Consider the following 20,357-nt stretch of genomic DNA (forward strand, 5'->3'; position numbering starts at 1 on the left):
GGGCGGCGGGGCAGGTGACAAAAGCAGGGCGACAGCCCGTCTCTCATCACGACTGGCCCAGTATTTCCGCTGTGGCGCGGTCGAGGATGGCGGCAATGCGGCGGGATTCTTCCGCCGTGCATCCACGCTTGTGGCGCAGGGCGTGCCTGATCGCATGGCGTGCTTCATGCAGTTCGTCGGTCTCGGAACCACAGTTGTCGTCAACCCCGGCGAACGCATCGCGCACGTCCGCCATGCGGCCACCGATACGCGCCAGTGTGCGCAGGATACTGTCAGCCTGTTCGCGCCGGGCCGCCAGATGGGCACGGCCCGTTTCCGTCAGGGTATAGCACTTACGGTTGCCATCACGGCTGGCGGCGGCGTGGCCGGCTTCATCCAGATAGGTCAGGGCCGGATAGATCATGCCGGGGCTGGGTGCATAAAACCCGCCCGAGCGGTCTCCCAGTTGCCGGATCAGGTCATAGCCATGCGCCGGCTGTTCTGCCAGCAGGGCAAGCAGCACAAGCTGCAGGTCTTTCGAACCGAGCTTTCGCCCCGCCGGGAAATCTCCCCGGCCCAGACCACGTTCAAATCCGCCACGCGACCGCCGGCCCGCCCCATGCCGTCGCCCGCCATGCCTGTGGGCATCGGGGGCGGAATGGGGCGGGTGGGCAGACATATTATCTTCGGTCATATCGTAAGATATATACTATCTTACGATATATTCAATGGAAGCCATCCGTGAACATGCCCGGTCCATAACCGGGTGGCTGTCCCCTGTTTTCCCCTGCCTGGGAAAGAGTGGGCCAGCCGTCCGGGCGCAATGCTTCGGGCTTATGCCTTCGTGTCATCCCCCGGCGGGGCGTCATGCCGCGCGCCGGGGCGCGGCAGGCCCAGATGGTGCGTGCCCTGCCGTGCCGCAAGCTGGATCTGGCGCTCACGTTCCGCATACCGCCTGCGCTGGGCTTCGGTGCGCTGGTCGGCGCAATGGGGGCAGCTTACGCCGTCCACATAATGCGGGCTGGCGCGGTCCGCTTCGCTCAGGGGGGTACGACAGGCGTGGCATATGTCGAATGTACCCGGTTTCAGCCCGTGACCCACGCTGACGCGCTGATCGAATACGAAGCATTCCCCGTCCCACAGGCTTTGATCCTCTGGCACGGTTTCCAGATATTTCAGGATGCCGCCCTGCAGGTGGAACACATCCTCGATCCCTTCCGCACGGACGAAGGCGGTTGCCTTTTCACAGCGTATGCCGCCGGTGCAGAACATCGCGATCCGGGGCGTGCGCCCCTGCGCCAGCAGGTCGCGCCGCCGGTCACGGAACCATTGTGGAAATTCGCGGAATGTGCGGGTGCCCGGATCAATGGCACCCCGGAAGGTGCCGATTGCGACCTCGTAATCATTGCGCGTGTCGATCACGATGGTATCGGGATCGGAAATCAGGGTGTTCCATTCATTGGGTGCTACGTAGTGGCCGACATCGCGGCGGGGATCCAGCCCTTCCATGCCCATGGTCACGATTTCACGCTTTATGCGCACCTTCATGCGGTGGAACGGCAGGGCGGGCGCACGGGAAAACTTGACGTCCAGATCCGCGCAGCCGGGCAGGGCACGGATGATGTCAAGGATGCGGGCAATCGCGTCATCCGTCCCGGCAATGGTGCCGTTTATGCCTTCATGCGCCACCAGCAGGATGCCCCGAATGCCCAGTGCGTGGCAGGCATCCAGCAGCTTCGCGCGCATGGCGGTGCAGTCCGCAAACGGCGTGAAATGATACAGTGCCGCCACGCAGACGGGTAGCTGATCCTGCGTGTGCGGAACAACGGAAGGGGTGTGATCTGTCACAATGGCAACCATGCGCTTCAAAAGGGACCGCTGACGAAAGCCGTCAGTGAACGGGCCGTTCCGGCATTTCGGGCAGGCCGCATGTGCGGTCATAGCGGAAATCCCCCGCCAATGCACCCTGTCAGGTCACACGGCGCAGGCCGGGCTGCAATCGGGAAGGAAACGTGATTATAGTGCGTTTCCTCTGTCTGGGCATATGGAAAAAAACCGCTTCATGACCGTCACCCTGTATCATAACCGTGCCTGTGGCACGTCACGCAATGTGCTGGCCATGATCCGTGCTGCCGGGATCGAGCCGGTCGTGGTGGAATACCTGAAGACACCGCCAACCCGTGCCGATCTGGATGTACTGGCCAGCCGCCTTGTGGTGCCGGTGCGCGACCTGCTGCGCCAGCGCGGTACACCGTATGCGGAACTGGGGCTGGATAACCCGGCGCTGAGCGATGCAGACCTGCTTGATGCCATTGCGGCCCATCCGGAACTGCTCAACCGCCCGGTGGTCATGACCGATCAGGCGGCGCGCCCCTGCCGCCCCAAGGAAACCCTGTTTGACATCCTGCCGCAGGCGCATGGGGCCTGAATAACGGGACGGGCACAAAAGGCCGCCATTAAATTACAGGAAATGTCCGGCGAAGCTTTTTTCGGAAAGCTTCGGGAAATGTCGGCTTTATTGAAAAATGGCGTCACTATGCTTTCGGGTGCATCCTGCCCCGCACGGCATGGATCACGATAAAGAACAGCGTCGTGCCAAGGCTGGCCATGGCGGTCATGCGCTGTGATGCATTCAGCAGCATGGCCACGAAAATGACCATGACACCCCCCAGTGTCAGGAGGTTGACCGCCGGGAAGAAAGGCAGCCGGAAACAGGCTGCCTGTTCCGTATCGGCCATGCGGCGGCGCAGGACCATGTAGGATGTGACAATCAGCGAATAGACCAGCAGGATCACCCCGCCACTGCAACTGAGCAGGAAGGCGAACACCGTGCCCGGCGCAAGGATGGAGGCAAACGCCACCACGGCCCCGGCCAGTGAATTGGCCATGATGGCGTTGACCGGCGTATGCTGCCGCCCGTAATGGTGCAGCACGGCGGGCGCGTCACCATGCCGGGCCAGTTCGGCCAGGATACGTGATGTGATGTACAGGCTGGAATTCATGCATGACAGCACTGCCGTCAGCACCACGACCTGCATGCACGCGCCGGCCCCCGGAATGCCCATGGCCTGCATGGCCGCGACAAAGGGCGAATGGCCCGGAACGATGTCCGACCATGGCACGATCATAAGGATCAGTGCGATGGACAGGCTGTAGAACAGCACGATGCGGGTGCCCAGACTGCGGGTGACATGGGCTACGTTGCGTGCCGGTTCCGCGGACTCGCCTGCCGCCACCGTCGCGATTTCCGATCCGATCATGGTGAACAGGACGGTGGGGATAATGGAAATCACGGCCGCCGCCCCATGCGGGAACAGGCCGCCATGGCCCAGCACGTTGCGCGGGATCTGGACGCCGGGTCCGAAGACATGGGTGACATACAGCGTGCCCGCCATGATGAACAGCACGATGCTGATGACCTTCACCAGCGACAGCCAGAACTCACACTCCCCGAATATATGGACCGCTGCCAGGTTGATCAGGTTCAGCGCCACGATCAGCGCCATGGCCAGGAGCCAGACCGGCAGGTTGATCCAGTCATGCAGCAGGATGGCTCCGGCAATGGCCTCGCTGCCCAGCGCCACCAGCCAGAAAAACCAGTACAGCCACCCCGTGGTAAAGGCAGCCCCGTCGCCATGGGCCAGGCGGACATAGGCCACGAACGATCCCTTGCCGGGGATGGCGGTCACCATTTCGCCCAGCATGCGCATGACGAGCATGACCACAAGCCCCACCGCGACAAAGGCCAGCAGCACGGCGGGCCCTGCCGCGGCAATGGCCGCACTGCTGCCCACGAACAGTCCGGCCCCGATCGCGCCGCCAAGCGCGATCATGATGATATGCCGCTGCTTCAGCGTTGAAGCAGGTCGGGAAGGCGGCTGGTAGGTGCCAGTCGTGTCAGACATGCCGTACGGGGTTTCCTGAATGGCGGGAAAGAATGATGTCAGCGGTGGTGCGGATCGCATGCCACCCTGACGGCGGCGGACCTGGCGGTCCTGCATTCCGGTGACGGGCAGGCGCGGGCAAACAGGACGGAGGCATCAGGCACGCCGGGAAAAGGTACGGGACGCAGGCTGATATCGTTTCAGTTTCATCGCGAACATAGGACAGGAACGTACCCGTTATGTAAAGGGGCGACATGTCGGGCGTGCAGACATAAAATGTCTGTTTTACAGGGATATGGCCGGGCCATGCGGCGGTCTTGCCGGATCGTATCCATGTTTTTTTGACAGGGCGCAGGATTTCCCCGAAGACACATTTCATGCCCGACCCGAATGCACAGGTAACCGTTATCCTGAACCCGACCGCCGGGCGCCGACGTATCGGGCGTGTGGTGCGCTTTGCACGGCGGTTGCAGCATGCGGGTATGCAGGCGGACATCGTGCCAACCCTGCATAAGGGACACGCAACGGATCTGGCGCGTCGGGCGGTGGCGGAACGTACCTGCAGCCATATCATCGCCGCGGGCGGGGATGGCACCGTGGCCGAAGTGGCCGAAGGCATGGCCGGTTCCGATATCATATTGGGCATACTGCCCGTCGGTACGGCGAATGTCCTGGCGCGTGAACTGCGTGTGCCGTTTGATGATGACAGGAATGCGCGCATGATCGCCAGTGGCGTCAGCACCATTGTCTGGCCGGGACGGCTGCGGTCCTCCACGGGGGAATGCCTGTTTGTGCAGATGGTCGGCATTGGCTTTGACGCACATGTGGTGCATGTCGTGTCAGCACGGCTGAAAAAACTGGTGGGGCGTGCGGCCTATGTCATGGCGACGCTGGGTGCGTTGTGGAAATACACGTTCGCCCCCATTACCGTATCGGTTGATGGCGTTCCCTATCAGGCTGCATCGGTTATCGTGTCAAAAGGGGCGTTATATGCCGGGAAATATGTCCTGACGCCACGGACACAGCAGACATCCAGAAAGCTGTCGGTTGTCCTGTTCGGCGCGGCGGGGATCGGCAGCAGCATCCGCTACGGCCTTGCCCTGCTGCGTGGAACCCTGTCACGGCAGCATGATGTCAGGATATTGACGGCGGAAACGGTTGAAATCAGGGATCCCTGCCATATGCCCGTCCAGAGTGACGGGGACGCGCGGGGTCATACACCCATACGGATTGATATTCCCGATCGTCCCCTGCGTATCGCGGTATAAGGGACTGTCTGAAAGGACAGCTTACGAAATATCCGATAAGTCCACTGAAAGTTTTTGGTGGAGCCTGTTTCAGAAAGCTTCAGGAAACGTCGTATTTTTGAAAAAGGCGACACCCAAAAATCTGCATCAATACCGTTTCTGTCAAGGAATGAATGATATGGTTGCGGGACGGTATCAGGCAGCCGTCGCGGATGTCCGGACCATGCCACCCCATACGATCAGCGCATTGACTGCCAGCCCGATCATGCCGGGATTCAGTCCCGCAGGCATCACATGCAGGAAAAACAGGCTGATCCCGATCAGGTCGCCACATAACAGTCCCGCAATAATGGGCACGGCCGATACCCTGCGGTTGAAGATGGCAACGATAATGCCCGGTGCAAGCTGGGTGACACCGATATAATACAGGTTGTTCAGCATGACCATCAGCCCCGACAGTGACGCGCCCCCCAGAACCGAAACCAGCAGGTAAACGGCAATGGTGACCTGTGCCCCCGTTTTCTGGGTGCGGTCCGAATGTCCGGGCATCAGGTTGCGTGAAACCAGTGGCCCCAGCGCCAGGCAGATCCCCGCCAGGATCACCAGCGCCGAAAGCGCGCATCCCCCCGCCACCAGCCCACGTGCCCATTGGGGCAGGGTGGCGCAGACCGCGACCATGAAGACATCATTGGGTGACGCAGGTGTCATGCCCGCTGTCCGTACATACAGAGCCATCATGAACAGGAACGGGAACATAAGCATGTAAAGCGGCATGAAAATCTGGTTTTTCTGCACGGTCCGGGGCGACCGGGCGCTGAACAGGAAGGCAACCGTCTGTGGCGCGATACATAACCCGATCGATTGCAGGATAATGGTCGAGACAATGAAGGCGTTGCCGCCCGGCACTCCATGAACACCCCCGTCGGGACCGGACAGGCGTGGCAGTGCGGCAGGCCAGTGCATGGCATGCATGGCTGCATATCCGCCCAGCACGATCGCCACCACCATCAGCACATCCTTCAGTATGGAAACATAGGCCGGTGCGCGTATGCCCGACAGCAGGATCCACGCCAGTGTCAGTAACGCCGATGCCCCCGTCATCATCATGCCTGAAACATGCCAGCCCAGATTGCGGACCACTACCATCAGGCCCGCAAACTGCATTTCACCGAAGGGAAAAAGAAATAACGTGGTATTCAGCACGATCAGGATTTCCAGAACGCGGCTGGCGTAATGGTTGCGGAAAATATCGGCAATCGTCACGCAGGCATATTTCTGCCCCAGTGCCCATACGCGCGGGTTCAGGAAATACCCCACCGGATAGGACAGCAGGATATACCCCAGGAACCACAGCCCGAACCCGCTGCCCTGCGTATATATTCCGGCGGGAAAGCCCAGGACGCTGCCGATGCTGTATGTCTCCCCGATGGTCAGGAAAAAGACGAGTACGGCCCCGAACTGACCCGATGCCACAAAGAAGTCCCGTGTATTGCGCGCGGCGTGGCGATAGCGTGAATAGATGGCGATCAGCACGGAAGCCGTAATGACAGCCAGGAATACGGAAACTTCCATGCCTTATTTTACCTGCTTTTCGTCTGGCCCGGGTGGTGACAGGTTCCAGCACACGGTCAGGCACGCCGGCACCAGAATGAAACAGGCGAACATCCAGATCATTTCAAGCGGAATGCCGAATAATGCCATCCGGAACGCCTGAAGCGCCAGACACCCCCCGATCACCAGACAGAACGGCAGGACAATGCCAACCAGCAGCACGGGAAGGGAGATGGCGGGCATGATCCCGGTATCGTTGTCCTGCCTGTCGTGATCATGCATGCCTGTCTGACCCGGTCCTGTGATAATGGCAGGATGCCGTCATGCCATCCTGTCCGGCTGATACGGGCACGCGGGGCGCATCATGCCCCCCGGCGCCAAAGGCGGAAACTGTAATGAAATTACGCATTGTGGCATAGGGACACGGCAGCGCATTCCATAATCATGCAGTGGTTTTTTTCCAGATCCCTATCGCTGCTATGCCTGGGGCCTGCGGGACGGGGAGGGGAATTCACTCCCCACACCAGCGGACGGCATGATATGCATGTCCCGACATGACAACCCAGATGATGATCGAACTGATTGCTGTCCTGACGGCCGTGCGGGATGACGTGCCGCAGGTCATGACGATCGACCACGGCAGGCTGCTGCCGTCCGGCCCGCTGGAAAGTACCCATCGTTCCCTGCAGGCAGGTGTCCGGGCATGGGTGGAACGTCAGACCGGTCACCCCATCGGGCATGTGGAACAGCTGTACACCTTTGCCGATCATGACCGCCTGCTGGGCGCGGAACAGGGCAGGATGATCGCCATTTCCTATCTGGCCCTGACCCGCAGCCACGCGGGGGAGACAGGCTGGCGGGACTGGTATGACTATTTCCCGTGGGAAAACTGCAAGACGGATGCGGGACGGGACTGCCTGACCATTATCGAACGCCTGTTATGCAAATGGGTGGCGGGCATGGACAACGCGGCCGTGCGCGTACGGCAGTGGCAGCGCTGTGTCACCCTGTTCGCCATTGGTGACATGGTGGCGTGGAATGACGAACTGGTGCTGCAACGCTATGAACTGCTGTATGAAGCCGGGCTGGTGGCGGAAGCGGGCTGCACACCCGAAAGCACCGTGCCAGGGCGGGCCATGCATCACGACCACCGGCGCATACTGGCTACCGGCATGGCGCGGTTACGTGCAAAGATACGTTACCGGCCGGTCGTGTTTGAACTGATGCCAGAGGAATTCACGCTGCTGCAGTTACAGCGCGTGATGGAAAGCCTGTCGGGGGTCCATATCCATAAACAGAATTTCCGCCGCCTGATCATGCAGCAGCAACTCGTTGAAGAAACAGGCGGAATTGAGGAACATACCGGCGGCAGACCCGCCCGGCTGTACCGTTTCTGTGGGGAAGTCAGACAGGCGCGGTACCTGGCAGGCACCAAGATTCCACTGGCCCAGCCCTGATGGGAAAAACGGGATCTCACGAAAAACCTGATTGACAAGAGGCTTGTTTCCCATTGGAACTGTCCAACCGGCCCCTGCCGTCCGGCTTATACTCAATATGAGCATAAAGGGCGCGACAGGATGGGCGAAGGGAGAACAGGCATGAACCGGATTACGCCGCGTGGCGAAACAGACGGGCTGTATGACCGCGTGCGGCATCTGGTCCCCGAAATGGAATGGGAGACGTTTGTCGAGGATATCCGCGCGATCGAAGCGCTCAAGCGCGAACGCAACGCCGTCATCCTCGCGCATAACTACCAGACGCCCGAGATATTTCACTGCGTGGCCGATATCCGTGGCGACAGCCTTGCCCTGGCGCGGGAGGCACAGGAAACGGATGCGGACGTGATCGTCATGGCGGGCGTCCATTTCATGGCGGAAACGGCCAAGATGCTGAACCCGCACAGCACCGTGCTGATCCCCGACCTGCATGCGGGCTGTTCGCTGGCTGATTCCATTACCGGGCGGGACGTGCGCCTGCTGCGTGAACGCTATCCCGGCGTGCCGGTTGTCACCTACGTCAACACCTCAGCCGAGGTGAAAGCCGAAAGCGATATCTGCTGCACGTCAGGCAATGCGAAGCGGGTGGTGGAAAGCCTTGGCAGCGACCGTGTCATCATGATCCCTGATGAATTCCTGGCCCGCAACATCGAAGCCGAGACCGGCATCAGGATGATCACATGGGCTGGTCACTGCGAGGTGCATGAACGCTTCACCCCGCAGGAAATCGGGCGCATGCGCGCCGACCATCCGGGGCTTGTGGTCCTTGCCCACCCTGAATGCCCGCCCGAAGTGGTGGCGGCATCCGATTTCAGCGGGTCTACCGCCATGATGGGTGATTTCGTGCGCGAGCATACCGGCAGCCGCATCCTGCTGGTGACCGAATGTTCCATGAGCGACAACCTTGCGGTGCAGTATCCGCAGACCGAATTCGTGCGTCCATGCAACATGTGCCCGCACATGAAACGCATTACCCTGTCCAATATCCGCCAGTCGTTGGAAAACATGACGCATGAGGTCACGCTGGACCCCGAACTGGCCAGCCGTGGCCGCCGCGCCGTTGAACGCATGTTGGCGATATGACCACCCTGCCGCCGCCGGGCCAGCTTGCCGGACAGCCGCTGATCATCGGCGGGGGACTGGCGGGCGTCATGGTCGCACTGTCCACCACGCGGCCATGCGTGCTGGCATGCGCCGGACGGCTGGATGACACGCGCCCGCCCGCAGCCGCCAGCATGCTGGCGCAGGGGGGAATGGCCGCGGCCGTGGGGGCGGATGACACGCCCACGCTGCATGCGGCGGATACACTGGCGGCGGGGGCGGGATTATGTACTGCCGCAGTGGTCGACCGTGTGACGGCCTGCGCGCCAGCGGCGGTGGAACAGCTGGCCGGGCTTGGCGTGCGGTGGGACAGGCATGCGGATGGCAGCCTGCAACTGGGCCTGGAAGCCGCCCATGGGCGGCGGCGCATCGTTCATGCGGGGGAAGATGCAACGGGGGCCACCATCATGCGCGCGCTGGTTGCCCGCGTGCGGCAGACCCCGCGCATCACGGTGGTGGAACAGGCCCATGCGCATGACCTGCTGGTGCATGATGGCGCGGTGGCGGGGGGCGTGCTGGATATTGGCGGGCGCACTGTCACGTTGTCCACCCCGGCGGTCGTGCTGGCCACCGGCGGGGCAGGCGGCCTGTTTGCCGATACCACCAATCCCGCCGGGGCTACCGGCAGTGGCCTTGCCATGGCCGCGCGTGCGGGCGCAGTGCTGGGCAATATGGAATTCGTGCAGTTTCACCCGACTGCCCTGTCCGCCGGGCCGGAAGGGCAGCGCCTGTGCCTGGTCAGCGAGGCCGTGCGGGGCGAAGGGGCTGCCCTGATTGATGAAACGGGCGAACGCTTTACCAGTGAACTCGCCACGCGCGACAGCGTATCGCGTGCGGTCTGGCGTCACATGATGGCAGGCCACAGCGTGTATCTTGATGCCCGTGCGGCTGTGGGCGCGGCCTTTCCCCGGCATTTCCCTGCCATATATGCGCTGTGCATGGCCCATGGAATCAATCCCGTAACGCAGCCGATTCCCGTCCGTCCCGCCGCCCATTACCATATGGGGGGCATCATGGTGGATCATCGGGGGCGGACCGGGGTTGCGGGCCTGTGGGCAGCAGGAGAGGTAGCATGCACCGGCCTGCATGGCGCCAACCGGCTGGCCAGCAATTCCCTGCTGGAAGCCGTGGCGTTCGGCACATGGATCGGCCACGAACTTGATGGCTGCACGACGTCCTGCGTTCCTGTGCCCGATATTGCCCGCCTGCCGCATGACCTGGCCGCATGTCCCCCACCGGCCGCCCTGCGCCGGATCATGAGCCATCATGCCGGGGTGATCCGCACGGGTGACAGCCTGCGTTCGGGCCTGAAACAGGTCATGCCCTTCATGGGCACGGATGTCGGGCTGGTCTGTGCCGCGATCCTTCTGGCCGCGACCCTGCGCCGTGAAAGCCGGGGCGGCCATTTCCGCAGTGATTATCCCTACGCCATGGCGACTGCTGCGCCCTCGCGCTTTCGGCTGGCGGACCTGCAGGCCCGGCTTGCGGATATGCATGATGTGCCCGTACCCGCCATCCCGTCCATGAATGAAAGACACGCCCCATGATCCATTCCCTGCCCGATATCATGCTGGAACCGCTCGTGCGTGCGGGCCTGCTGGAGGATCTGGGCCGCGCGGGCGACCTGACGACCGATGCCGTGATCGTAGACGGGGATGCTGGTGTCTCTGCCGTGCTGGCCGCGCGGCAGGACGGGGTGATTGCCGGTCTGGACATGGCGCGGCTGTCCTTTGCGCTCATGGACCCGCGCATCGTGTTCGAACCCCATGTGCGCGATGGCGACGTGGTAACACGTGGCGCCCGTCTTGCGACGGTGCGCGGGCCTGCGCGTGGCATCCTGTCGGGGGAGCGCGTGGGTCTCAATTTCCTGTCGCATCTCAGCGGGATCGCAACGGCTACGGCGCAACTGGTTGAACTGGTCCGTCCCTATCGCGCCAGCATCACCTGCACGCGCAAGACCATGCCCGGCCTGCGGGCAATCCAGAAATATGCGGTCCGGGCCGGTGGCGGCAGCAACCACCGTTTTGGCCTGGATGACGCCATCCTGATCAAGGACAACCATATCGCCTTTGCCGGCGGGATTACGGCTGCGGTTGACCGGGCGCGCCGGGCCGCGGGGCATCTGGTGCGCATCGAGCTGGAGGTCGATACGCTGGCGCAGCTGCGCGAGGGGCTGGAGACAGGTGGCGTTGATGTCTTCCTGCTGGATAACATGCCCCCCGACATGCTGCGTGAGGCCGTGCGGACTGTCGATGGCCGTGCCCTGACCGAAGCCTCGGGTGGTATCACGCCCCATACGGTCACGGCCGTGGCGCAGGCGGGGGTGGATCTGATTTCCCTTGGCTGGCTGACCCATACCGTGCGTGTCATGGATATCGGACTGGATTACCTGCCCTGATCCTGTAGGAAGGATGGTATCCATACACGGGAGAACCATCATGGCATCCACGATCCGGACCGGCGCGGGGTATCTGTGCGCAGCGCTGCTGGGCGCCACCATCATGACGGTGGGCGCGCAGGCCCAGCCTGACATGCAGCAGTTTCAGCAGCAGCAGATGCAGCAGCGTCAGCAGGAACAGCAGATGAACATGCAGCGTGACCAGCAGGCGCAGCAGATGCAGCAGATGCGGCAGCAGTTCCGCCAGCAGCAGATGCAGCTGGATCAGCAGGAACGCCAGATGGGCAACCAGCCCGGTGGCCGTGAACAGATCGCCCGCCAGCGTGAGCAGTTCCGCATGCAGCAACAGCAGCAGATGCAGCAGATGCAACAGCAGTTCCGTCAGCAGGATGAACAGTTGCGCCAGCAGCATATGCAGATGCAGCAGCAGCAGGACCAGCAGCGCAGGCAGATGATGCAGGGACCGCAGAACTGGTAAAACGCCTGCCTGCCGAAATGGCCAGCGCAGCACAAGGACGTTTTTGGGAAAACTTTTCCCGAAAAGCGTTCGGGGAATGCCGCCCTTTTAATGGAAGACGGCATCCGGAAACTTTCTTATTTTTTCATTGATGGCCAGTTATCGGCCAGCCCGTTCACCGCGTCAGTTCCCTGATACGGCAACGGGAGCGCGGGGCAGTTCCAGCAGGTTGATTGTAACGTCCCTGTCACGCATGTCCGCCCGCAGGGTGCGCGTCATGTCGCGTATGCTGTCGTGGTGGGTGAACAGAAGCACCTGCGTGGTGCGGGCAAAATCCGCCAGTACCCGCAGGGTGCTCAGGCTGCGGGCGTCATCGAACTGGACCAGCAGGTCATCGGCGATGAAGGGCAGGGATTCGGCGGATCTGCAGTAGGTTTCCACGCTGGCCAGCCGGAAGGCGAGGAAAAGCTGGTCGCGCGTGCCCGCGCTCATCGCCGCGACCGGCACCGTGCTGCCATCATGGCGCACGCCCTGCACCACGGGTTCGCCATGGGGGTCGAGTTCCGTTCTTATGCCGCTGAACGCGCCCAGGGTCGCAAGGGACAGGAACTGCCCCGCACGCGTTACCAGCGGGTCCTGTTCCGCCGCCCGCACGCGGGCAATGGCATCGGCGATCAGTTTGCGGGCCAGGCTCAGTTCGGCATATTCCTCCACAATCCGGTGCAGGCTGGTAATGGCCGCCTCGCGCCGTGCCGCGGCCTGTGTCGCATCCGTATTATGTTCAAATGCACGCAGCGCCATGTCCTCATGCTGTTCGGCGCGGACCGCGTTATCGCGCAGGCGCTGCAGTTCGGCCAGCCGGTCATGGATACGTGCCGCTTCCGCCTTCAGTTCCGGCATGTCGCGCCCGTCAAGGGCATGTTCGACCTCGGCGGGGGACTGCCCGTCGGTCATGCGGGACAGGGTATCGCGTGCCTGTGCATGGTCGGCGGCCAGCCGGTCACGCTGGTCCAGCCGCGTGGCCAGCGTACGCAGGGCGTCCACGCTGTCGGCATGTGTGCGGGTCAGCAGCGCCTCGATGGCCGTGCGGGCATGCGACAGGCTGGATTCGCTATCGGTTACGCCCTGGCTGGCCGTGGCCAGTGCGGGCAGCAGGGCCTCGCGCTGATGCCGCGCTTTTTCTGCCGCCTGCCAGTGCTGCTCCAGCTCCCCTGCCGCCGCCACGCTGTCCGGCGGCAGGGCAAGGGGCAGGCGGGGACGGATGGCGTCGACGGCCTGCGTCAGTTCATGCCCGGCGGCCTGTGCCTGCGCGCGGGCGTCACGCAGTTCGTCCAGACGTTCGATCTGCGCAGGGGCCGCTGCCCATTCGGTGGCAAGGTCGCGCGCAACATCGGGCAGGGCGTCGGGGCCAAGGCCGATTGCCTGCATGGCGGCGGCCCATTGCTGTTTCCATTCCTGCTGTGCCGCGGTCAGGGCTGTCGCCTGCTGGCGCAACTGCTGCTGTAGCGGCAGCAGGTCATCGCGTTCGCGCTGTAGCCTGCTGTATTCTTCATGTCCGCTGATATGCATGCGCACGGCGGTGCTGACGGCTTCCACGCACGCGGACAGGTCCGGCGTGGGGTCGATCCCCAGCCGCAGGGCCAGCCGGTGCAGCCTGTCGCGCATGGCGTCCGGGCGGATGCGTTCTTCCACCAGCGCCGCCTGTTCGGCTGCGACCTGCCGGGCATCAGCCAGCAGTTGCGTGCGCTGCTGTACGAAGGCCAGCAGGGCCTCAGGCGTTGCGGCACGGGCATGCAGGGCGGGGAAGGGCGCCATGAAATCCTGCCACTGGCAGGCCATCCGGCTTTCCACCTCCGCCCGGCCACGGTCATGGAAAGTGATCTTGTCCATGCAGTGGCTGATATCGTGGCGCAGTCCCTCGATCCGGGCAATACGGTCGGCCTGCGCCATCAACTGCGTGGACAGGGTGTCCACCTGTTCCATGGCGGCGTCCAGCGCCACGACCTGGCTCAGCCGCGTGGAGGCGGGCGCGTCCGGGTCGGGGTGCAGGTATGTGGCGCGGATGTCCTGCCACAGTGCATCGCGCCGCGCGCGCGCGGTGGCCAGCATGTCGGTTGTAAGCGTGCTGCCTGCCTGTTCCAGCCGCGCCAGTTCGGATTGCAGGCCGGTCAGGCGTTCGCGTTCGGCTGCCAGCGTGCCGGCCAGCCGGTCGTGCTCGATGCGTAGTTTATGCTGGCGGTCCATGGCGGCGCGCACGCTGTCCGGGTCGGGGCAGGGCAGGTGGCGCAGGTGGTCCACCGTTTCGCCGCCCAGTGCCAGCGCCTGTGCCGCAAGGCTGGCCTGGCGCTGTTCCAGTGCCGCCATGCGCATGTCCAGCCGTTTCATGTCCATGGGCAGGGCGGCAAAGGGCGCGGTCTCTTCATGCAGTGCCACGTGCCGGCCCGCTGCCTGCAGGCTGGCCATGCGGTGCTGCTTCTGCGCAATGGCCAGTTCTGTCTGGCGCATCTGCTGTTCCAGATTGTCGTGCTGGATGCGCCAGCGGGCCTGCGTGTCCACCAGCACACGAATGCTGTCCAGTACCGCACGGTCCGGCATGAACTGCCGGAGGTCGGCATCCGTGCCCTTGCCCAGCCTGCGACGCAGGCTGGCCAGGCTGTCGTTTATGCTACGCCATTTTTCATCCTGCGCAGGCTTCAGCACACGGTGCTGGCGGACGTCGTGGCCAAGGCGGATGGCCTGCATGATGGGATCGCGCAGGTCCTGAAGGCTGACCTGCGCGGGGGTGGGGGTTGTCTGCTGTCGTAACTGCGCGGCCTGCGCCACCATGGCGTCATGGTGGGCCGTGGCGCGGTCATATGTCTCCAGCGTCGTGGTGATCGTGGTGCCCATGCCGACGGGCAGGGCGGCAAGGTCGGCCAGCGCAGCCAGTTCCGCGTGCAGCCGGTTGATCTCACCCAGCAGGGGCGCCGCCTTTTCCAACTGTTCATGACGGGCCTGCAGGCGGCGAAGTTCGTCCTGTTCGCGGCTTATGTCGGCCTTGCTCTGGCGGGCTTCATCACGCAGGCGGCAATGTTCGGTATAGGCGTCATGCCCGAGCGAGGCGTCCTTCAGGCTGTCCTTCGCTGCATTGAAGTCATCCAGCGCCCTGTAGAACGCGCGTTCCGCCGATCGGCGGGGCGCGAACAGGGCATTGCGCCGCGTGTCGATTTCCTCCAGCCGTTCCACCAGCGCGCGCAGGCCGCCGCCTGCTTCCACGATCAGGCGACCAATGTCCCCGTTTGCCTTCAGCAGTTCCGTCCCGCCGGAACGCAGGGTTTCGTCATTCAGCCCGAACAGCGCGGCAAAGCGTTCACGCGTCATGGCCCCCAGCGGGTGTGACAGCACGCTGTCGGCCACAGCCTTGCCATCGGGGGCCAGCAGGGTATTCCTGCGGCCCTTGCGGCGGCTCAGGTCCAGGGCCTGCCCGTCATCCAGCCGCAGGCGGGCGTCCAGCCGGATCTGGTCATTGCCAAACACCGCCCCCGCAGGCGACAGGTTCGGGACGCCAAACAGGAAATCCGACAGCGCGGACAGGCAGGTGCTCTTGCCTGCTTCGTTGGGGCCATGGATGACATGCAGCCCACGGCCATCGGCGAAGTTCAGGTCAAGGTCAGCAATGGCGCCGTATTTGACAATGCGGAATTCACTGATTCGCATTGTCATGCCCTTCCGGATTGTCCACCAGTGACAGGGCAAGGTCGATTGCCCGGCCCGGCACGTCATTCAGGATCGTTTCGCGCATTTCCTCCGTGCGGGCATGGGCGGGCATGCGGTCCATGATCGCGGTCAGGATATCGGACAGTTCCGCCCGCAGGGCGTCCGGCGTTGCGGCCTGCTGTATGTCGGCGGCAATCCGGCCGCCGGTGGACGGGTCCAGCACGGCAGGGCGGGGCGGAGGGCAGGTATGGATTTTCAGGCGTTCGAGCCATATCTCATCGGACAGGCTGGCCAGTACGCTCTCGATTTCCAGCTGCGCGTCATGCGTGTCGCGGATCAGGTGGGCATGCAGCGCCGTCGCCCCCACCAGTTCCAGCCGCAGGGCAATGGGCCGCCCCTGTGCCTGTGCCACAAGGGACCGCCCGGCATCGCGAATGCGGTCGGTCATGTCGGCAGACGTGGTGGCGCCTGTCAGGTCCACCGTTTCGCTGGCCCAGCGCACGGCGTCAAGCACCTGATGGTCCACCGACAGGACCTGCTCACCACGCACCGTGACCAGCGATGCCCCCTTTGGCCCGGCTTCGCGCGCATGGCGTCCCTGCAGGTTCCCTGCGTACACCACGTACGGGTTTTCATGCAGGATTTCCCGGTTATGGACATGACCCAGCGCCCAGTACTGGTAGCCGTGGTTGACCAGCTGTTCCACCGTGCAGGGGGCATAGGTTTCATGCCCCTCCCGCCCCTGGCAGGCGGTATGCAGGATGCCGATGTTGAACATGCCCGGCACGGGGGCCGGATATTTCCGTGCGATATTATCCGTAACGTCCCGGCGGCCGAAGCTGCGGCCGTGCACGGCAACGCCCAGATCTTCCATGATGCAGGTTTCGGCCCTGCTGGAGGCGAACAGGTGCACATTGTCCGTTATGTGCAGGTGCCGGGCAAAGCGGTTTTCCGCATCATGATTGCCAAGGATCATGAAAACGCGGATGCCTGCCTGCTGCAACCGCGCCATGCCGTTGATGAAGAACAGCCCGCACTGCGTATCGCGCAGGTCACCGTCAAACACGTCGCCCGCCAGCACGACAAAGCGGCATTCGGTCTGGATGGCGAGGTTGACCATGTCGCTGAAGGCGCGGCGCGAGGCATCGGCGATCAGGCGGGCGTAATCCCCCGATTTCTGCGTCAGTCCCAGCAGCGGGCTGTCCAGATGCAGGTCGGCGGCATGAAGGAAGCGGAATTCGTTCATGCCGCCATCGTAGTCCATTGAAGGTGGATGTAAATGCGCCCCGGCGCGTGTGACGGGGCGGCTGCCGGTCATGCCGTATGGTCGGTTATGTCCGTGCAGATATACTTCATTTCCATGTATTCATCCATGCCGTAGCGCGATCCCTCGCGCCCCATGCCGGACTGCTTGATGCCGCCAAATGGGGCGACCTCGTTGGAAATCAGGCCAGTATTATGGCCAACCATGCCGTATTCCAGCGCTTCGGCCACGCGATGGGCGCGGGAATGGTCACGGGTGAAGAAATAGGCGGCCAGGCCGTATTCCGTATCATTGGCCATGGCGATGGCCTCGGCTTCCGTATGGAAGCGGAATAGCGGGGCTACGGGGCCGAACGTTTCCTCGTGCGCGATACGCATGGCGGGCGTTGCGTCACGCAGCACGGTGGGGCGGTAGAACAGCTCGCCCGCGTCGTCGCGTTCGCCACCGCACAGCACGGTCGCGCCATGCGCCAGCGCGTCGCGCACGTGTTCCTCCACCTTGTCGCGCGCCTTTGTGCTGATCAGCGGCCCGATGGCGGAACTGGGGTCGCTGCCCGGCCCGACGGGCAGCTTGTTCACCACACGGGCAAAGCGGGTGGCGAATTCGTCATAGATCCCGTCCTGTATCAGGAAGCGGTTGGCGCAGACGCAGGTCTGCCCGGCATTGCGATATTTGGCGGCGACCGCGCTTTTGATCGCCTGTTCGATATGGGCGTCGTCAAACACGATGAAGGGGGCATTGCCGCCCAGTTCCAGCGACAGGCGCTTGAGCGTGGGGGCCGACTGCGCCATGAGGATGCGCCCCACCTGCGTGGACCCCGTAAAGGACAGCTTGCGGATGGCGGGGCTGGCGCATAGTGCCTTGCCCAGTGTCACGCCATCCCCCGGCAGCACCTGCAGCAGTCCCGCGGGCACGCCCGCTTGCCGGGCAAGTTCGGCCAGTGCGAGTGCCGTAAGCGGTGTGTCTTCCGATGGTTTGACAATCATGGCGCAGCCCGCGGCCAGCGCGGGTCCGGCCTTGCGGGTGATCATGGCGGCGGGGAAATTCCACGGCGTGATTGCGGCGCACACACCCACGGGCTGGCGGATGACGCTCAGCCGCGTGGCCGGATTGGTGGGGGGAATGATGTCCCCATAGGCGCGCATGGCCTCGGCCGCGAACCATAGCAGGAAGCTTGCGGCATACCGGATTTCCCCCGCGGCTTCGGCACGGGGCTTGCCCTGTTCGGTAATGATCAGGGTGGCGAGGTCGTCAACATTGTCCATGACCAGTTCATGCCAGCGCGTCAGGATCACCTGCCGCTGCGCGCCGGTACGGTTGCGCCATTCCGCCTGCGCCGCGAGGGCGGCCGTAATGGCGTGGGCAACGTCCTGTGGCCCGCATTCAGCCACTTCCGCCACCAGCAGGCCGGTCGCCGGATCATGCACGGCACGGCGCGCGCCATCTGCCGCAGGGCACCATGTGCCGTTAATGAACGCATCCTTGCGGAACAGGGACGTGTTGGAAAGGTGTACGGGCATGTACGGTCTCCGGTACTGGGGCGGATGGCCGGGACGGGTTCGGGATCTAGCCGGAACCGGCCCGGAGAATATCCTTCCCTTCATCAATGATCACATCGGATGCCGTCAATGGCACAAGGATGCGAATATCTGGCCCCTGTATCCCACATTGGGCGGTCGGGTCGGGCCTGTTCTGGCGGTTCCCCGCGCATAACGCCACGGCAGCATTCACGTGCACGCCCGGCCCACCACATTTTTACCGCCCTTTTTCCGGGGCGATCATGCCCCGGTCCGCGCCGACCGTCGGGGGCAATTCGGATCGGGTACGGTGTCGCACATACGGGGTGGGGGACGGGGTCTCTGGCGAATGGTGGGGTTGTCCGGTAACATGTGACGTTTCTTGTCAGGACGGATGTGGCGTGTTTCTGCGGCAGTTGACATATCTGATAGCCCTCGACCGCTATCAGCATTTCTCGCGGGCGGCGGAAAGCTGCGGCGTATCTCAGCCTGCGCTTTCGGCGGCGATACGCCAGCTTGAAGCTGAACTGGGGATTACCATCATCCGTCGGACCCGGCGTTTCAATGGCCTGACGGACGAAGGGCGGCGGGTGCTGGCATGGGCGCGCCAGACGCTGGCCGCGCTGGACGGATTGCGGCAGGAAGCGGCCTTTGCGCAGGCCGTGGCGGGGGGCACGCTGTCCCTCGGGGTCATACCGTCGGGGATGCAGGGCATTCCCCTGCTGCTGGAAAGTTTCCGGACTGCCGTCCCGGGGCTGCATCTGCAGGTGCGTATCGGCTCATGTGCTGATACCATTCACCGCCTGCGTCAGCAGCAGCTTGACCTCGGGCTGGTCTATCTGGACCAGATCCCGGCGGATGCGCCTTTTGACATGCTGCCCCTGTTTACCGAACAGCATGTGCTGGCAGCGGCAGAACCCCTGGTCCTGCCAGCGGGACGACGCGACTGGGCGACACTGGCTGACCTGCCCTTATGCCTGTTCAGTCCGGAAATGCGTACGCGCCAGATCGTGGATGCCGCGTTCCGCGGGGCAGGGGTCAGTCCAACCGTGGTGCTGGAAACCAATTCACCCGAAGTGCTGTATGGCGAACTGCTGGCGGGGCGGCTGGCCAGCATATTGCCGGTTGCGGCGCTGCCGACCCATATTGGCCATGGCCGCCTGCAGATTCGTCCGCTTGGTCCGTGTGGTGCGCCGGAAGTGGGGCTGGTGCGCCTGACACAGTCCCTGCCAACGGCGCTGATGGCGCGGGTATGGGAAATTGCCAGCCAGATGGACATGCGCGACATCTTCGCGGTCAACTGAAGGGCCTGCCCGCCAGCGTCCTGATGACCTGCGGAATGGCCTATGGTCAGTGTTTGCAACCGCCTGTCATGGTGCGGCGGAATGGTGCGTGTTCTGCAGTGCCTGGTGCTCAGCGCGCCGGAAGGCGGTCCAGTCCTGTCGTGCGGGGCTGCCGGCCATGGGGGCTGCAGGTTGCGTCGCGTTCAGGTTAGTGGGACCGGGGTCCAGTTCCTGATCGGGTGACGGCGGAACGGATGTGCCGGGAACATGTAGCGGGGCGAAATGCGCCAGCGGAGGGGCTGCAGGCATGGGCAGGCCCGATGGGGCCATGGGTGCATGCGGCAGGGCCACGCTGCCATTCCAGCCGCCGGGGACGGCGCCGGGCATCTGCGCCATGGCATGATGCAGCGGCAGGCAGGCCAGTGACAGTATGAGGAACCGGAACATGCTGTCTGGCTGTAAACGGGGGTAGAAATAAAAACGG

At 63.4% G+C, this 20,357-nt stretch carries 17 protein-coding genes; 8 read left to right on the forward strand and 9 right to left on the reverse strand.

Translation table 11 applies throughout. The annotated features are described in order from the left end of the window. Positions 1-46 precede the first annotated feature (46 nt). Positions 47-673: a PadR family transcriptional regulator gene (locus HNO79_RS10510; protein ID WP_244987507.1), complete on the reverse strand. Its 627-nt coding sequence runs from the start codon at positions 671-673 to the stop codon at positions 47-49. Between the two features lie 140 nt (positions 674-813). Continuing rightward, entirely contained in the window at positions 814-1,839 is a 1,026-nt protein-coding gene (gene trhO / locus HNO79_RS10515; protein ID WP_214164597.1) for an oxygen-dependent tRNA uridine(34) hydroxylase TrhO, read from the reverse strand. 202 nt (positions 1,840-2,041) lie between these two features. Between trhO and arsC the strand changes: the two genes are divergently transcribed. Beyond that, a complete protein-coding gene (arsC, locus tag HNO79_RS10520; RefSeq protein WP_042658889.1) occupies positions 2,042-2,407 on the forward strand; it encodes an arsenate reductase (glutaredoxin) in 366 nt (121 codons plus the stop codon). A 106-nt stretch (positions 2,408-2,513) separates the two neighbouring features. Here arsC and HNO79_RS10525 read toward each other — a convergent pair whose 3' ends face one another. Next, complete coding sequence (locus HNO79_RS10525) at positions 2,514-3,884, reverse strand: amino acid permease (protein ID WP_214164598.1); 1,371 nt, start codon at positions 3,882-3,884, stop codon at positions 2,514-2,516. A gap of 356 nt (positions 3,885-4,240) precedes the next feature. Here HNO79_RS10525 and HNO79_RS10530 point away from each other — a divergent pair, with 356 nt between their 5' ends. Next, complete coding sequence (locus tag HNO79_RS10530; RefSeq protein ID WP_214164599.1) at positions 4,241-5,131, forward strand: diacylglycerol/lipid kinase family protein; 891 nt, start codon at positions 4,241-4,243, stop codon at positions 5,129-5,131. A gap of 174 nt (positions 5,132-5,305) precedes the next feature. Here HNO79_RS10530 and HNO79_RS10535 read toward each other — a convergent pair whose 3' ends face one another. Next, positions 5,306-6,682, reverse strand: a complete 1,377-nt coding sequence (locus HNO79_RS10535) for a sodium:solute symporter family protein (protein ID WP_214164600.1) — start codon at positions 6,680-6,682, stop codon at positions 5,306-5,308. A gap of 3 nt (positions 6,683-6,685) precedes the next feature. Further along, positions 6,686-6,943: a hypothetical protein gene (locus tag HNO79_RS10540; RefSeq protein ID WP_214164601.1), complete on the reverse strand. Its 258-nt coding sequence runs from the start codon at positions 6,941-6,943 to the stop codon at positions 6,686-6,688. Between the two features lie 284 nt (positions 6,944-7,227). Between HNO79_RS10540 and HNO79_RS10545 the strand changes: the two genes are divergently transcribed. The 5 genes from HNO79_RS10545 (at position 7,228) to HNO79_RS10565 (ending at position 12,134) form a co-directional block, all read left to right on the forward strand. Further along, complete coding sequence (locus tag HNO79_RS10545) at positions 7,228-8,118, forward strand: NUDIX hydrolase (protein WP_048856516.1); 891 nt, start codon at positions 7,228-7,230, stop codon at positions 8,116-8,118. Between the two features lie 141 nt (positions 8,119-8,259). Then, a complete protein-coding gene (gene nadA, locus HNO79_RS10550; RefSeq protein ID WP_048856517.1) occupies positions 8,260-9,240 on the forward strand; it encodes a quinolinate synthase NadA in 981 nt (326 codons plus the stop codon). After that, positions 9,237-10,805, forward strand: a complete 1,569-nt coding sequence (locus tag HNO79_RS10555; protein ID WP_214164602.1) for an L-aspartate oxidase — start codon at positions 9,237-9,239, stop codon at positions 10,803-10,805. Before nadA ends, HNO79_RS10555 begins: the two co-directional genes overlap by 4 nt. Beyond that, the gene (gene nadC, locus HNO79_RS10560) at positions 10,802-11,656 is read left to right on the forward strand and encodes a carboxylating nicotinate-nucleotide diphosphorylase (protein ID WP_010514904.1); all 855 of its coding nucleotides are present in this window, start codon (positions 10,802-10,804) and stop codon (positions 11,654-11,656) included. Before HNO79_RS10555 ends, nadC begins: the two co-directional genes overlap by 4 nt. A gap of 40 nt (positions 11,657-11,696) precedes the next feature. Further along, positions 11,697-12,134 (forward strand): hypothetical protein, encoded by a 438-nt coding sequence (locus HNO79_RS10565; protein ID WP_214164603.1) that lies wholly within the window; start codon positions 11,697-11,699, stop codon positions 12,132-12,134. 162 nt (positions 12,135-12,296) lie between these two features. Here the strand turns inward: HNO79_RS10565 and HNO79_RS10570 are convergent, their stop codons facing one another. The 3 genes from HNO79_RS10570 to HNO79_RS10580 form a co-directional block, all read right to left on the reverse strand. Then, the gene (locus HNO79_RS10570) at positions 12,297-15,815 is read right to left on the reverse strand and encodes a YhaN family protein (protein ID WP_244987508.1); all 3,519 of its coding nucleotides are present in this window, start codon (positions 15,813-15,815) and stop codon (positions 12,297-12,299) included. Then, complete coding sequence (locus HNO79_RS10575; protein ID WP_244987509.1) at positions 15,796-17,055, reverse strand: metallophosphoesterase family protein; 1,260 nt, start codon at positions 17,053-17,055, stop codon at positions 15,796-15,798. The genes HNO79_RS10570 and HNO79_RS10575 overlap by 20 nt, the downstream gene beginning before the upstream one ends. A 68-nt stretch (positions 17,056-17,123) precedes the next feature. Next, a complete protein-coding gene (locus tag HNO79_RS10580; RefSeq protein WP_200409766.1) occupies positions 17,124-18,593 on the reverse strand; it encodes an NAD-dependent succinate-semialdehyde dehydrogenase in 1,470 nt (489 codons plus the stop codon). Between the two features lie 398 nt (positions 18,594-18,991). Between HNO79_RS10580 and HNO79_RS10585 the strand changes: the two genes are divergently transcribed. Further along, the gene (locus HNO79_RS10585) at positions 18,992-19,894 is read left to right on the forward strand and encodes a LysR family transcriptional regulator (RefSeq protein ID WP_010514910.1); all 903 of its coding nucleotides are present in this window, start codon (positions 18,992-18,994) and stop codon (positions 19,892-19,894) included. Between the two features lie 66 nt (positions 19,895-19,960). Here the strand turns inward: HNO79_RS10585 and HNO79_RS10590 are convergent, their stop codons facing one another. Then, positions 19,961-20,320 carry a hypothetical protein gene (locus HNO79_RS10590; protein ID WP_244987510.1) on the reverse strand — a complete coding sequence of 120 codons (360 nt, stop codon included), beginning with the start codon at positions 20,318-20,320 and terminating at the stop codon, positions 19,961-19,963. Positions 20,321-20,357: the final 37 nt, after the last annotated feature.

Origin of the sequence: Komagataeibacter oboediens, assembly GCF_018491655.1 — a bacterium.
Lineage (GTDB): Bacteria > Pseudomonadota > Alphaproteobacteria > Acetobacterales > Acetobacteraceae > Komagataeibacter > Komagataeibacter oboediens.

Coding starts and splice junctions, on each gene's coding strand:
- HNO79_RS10510 (WP_244987507.1), bottom strand. CDS start 673: ATGACCGAAGATAATATGTCTGCCCACCCGCCCCATTCCGCCCCCGAT.
- trhO (WP_214164597.1), bottom strand. CDS start 1,839: ATGGTTGCCATTGTGACAGATCACACCCCTTCCGTTGTTCCGCACACG.
- arsC (WP_042658889.1), top strand. CDS start 2,042: ATGACCGTCACCCTGTATCATAACCGTGCCTGTGGCACGTCACGCAAT.
- HNO79_RS10525 (WP_214164598.1), bottom strand. CDS start 3,884: ATGTCTGACACGACTGGCACCTACCAGCCGCCTTCCCGACCTGCTTCA.
- HNO79_RS10530 (WP_214164599.1), top strand. CDS start 4,241: ATGCCCGACCCGAATGCACAGGTAACCGTTATCCTGAACCCGACCGCC.
- HNO79_RS10535 (WP_214164600.1), bottom strand. CDS start 6,682: ATGGAAGTTTCCGTATTCCTGGCTGTCATTACGGCTTCCGTGCTGATC.
- HNO79_RS10540 (WP_214164601.1), bottom strand. CDS start 6,943: ATGCATGATCACGACAGGCAGGACAACGATACCGGGATCATGCCCGCC.
- HNO79_RS10545 (WP_048856516.1), top strand. CDS start 7,228: ATGATGATCGAACTGATTGCTGTCCTGACGGCCGTGCGGGATGACGTG.
- nadA (WP_048856517.1), top strand. CDS start 8,260: ATGAACCGGATTACGCCGCGTGGCGAAACAGACGGGCTGTATGACCGC.
- HNO79_RS10555 (WP_214164602.1), top strand. CDS start 9,237: ATGACCACCCTGCCGCCGCCGGGCCAGCTTGCCGGACAGCCGCTGATC.
- nadC (WP_010514904.1), top strand. CDS start 10,802: ATGATCCATTCCCTGCCCGATATCATGCTGGAACCGCTCGTGCGTGCG.
- HNO79_RS10565 (WP_214164603.1), top strand. CDS start 11,697: ATGGCATCCACGATCCGGACCGGCGCGGGGTATCTGTGCGCAGCGCTG.
- HNO79_RS10570 (WP_244987508.1), bottom strand. CDS start 15,815: ATGACAATGCGAATCAGTGAATTCCGCATTGTCAAATACGGCGCCATT.
- HNO79_RS10575 (WP_244987509.1), bottom strand. CDS start 17,055: ATGAACGAATTCCGCTTCCTTCATGCCGCCGACCTGCATCTGGACAGC.
- HNO79_RS10580 (WP_200409766.1), bottom strand. CDS start 18,593: ATGCCCGTACACCTTTCCAACACGTCCCTGTTCCGCAAGGATGCGTTC.
- HNO79_RS10590 (WP_244987510.1), bottom strand. CDS start 20,320: ATGTTCCGGTTCCTCATACTGTCACTGGCCTGCCTGCCGCTGCATCAT.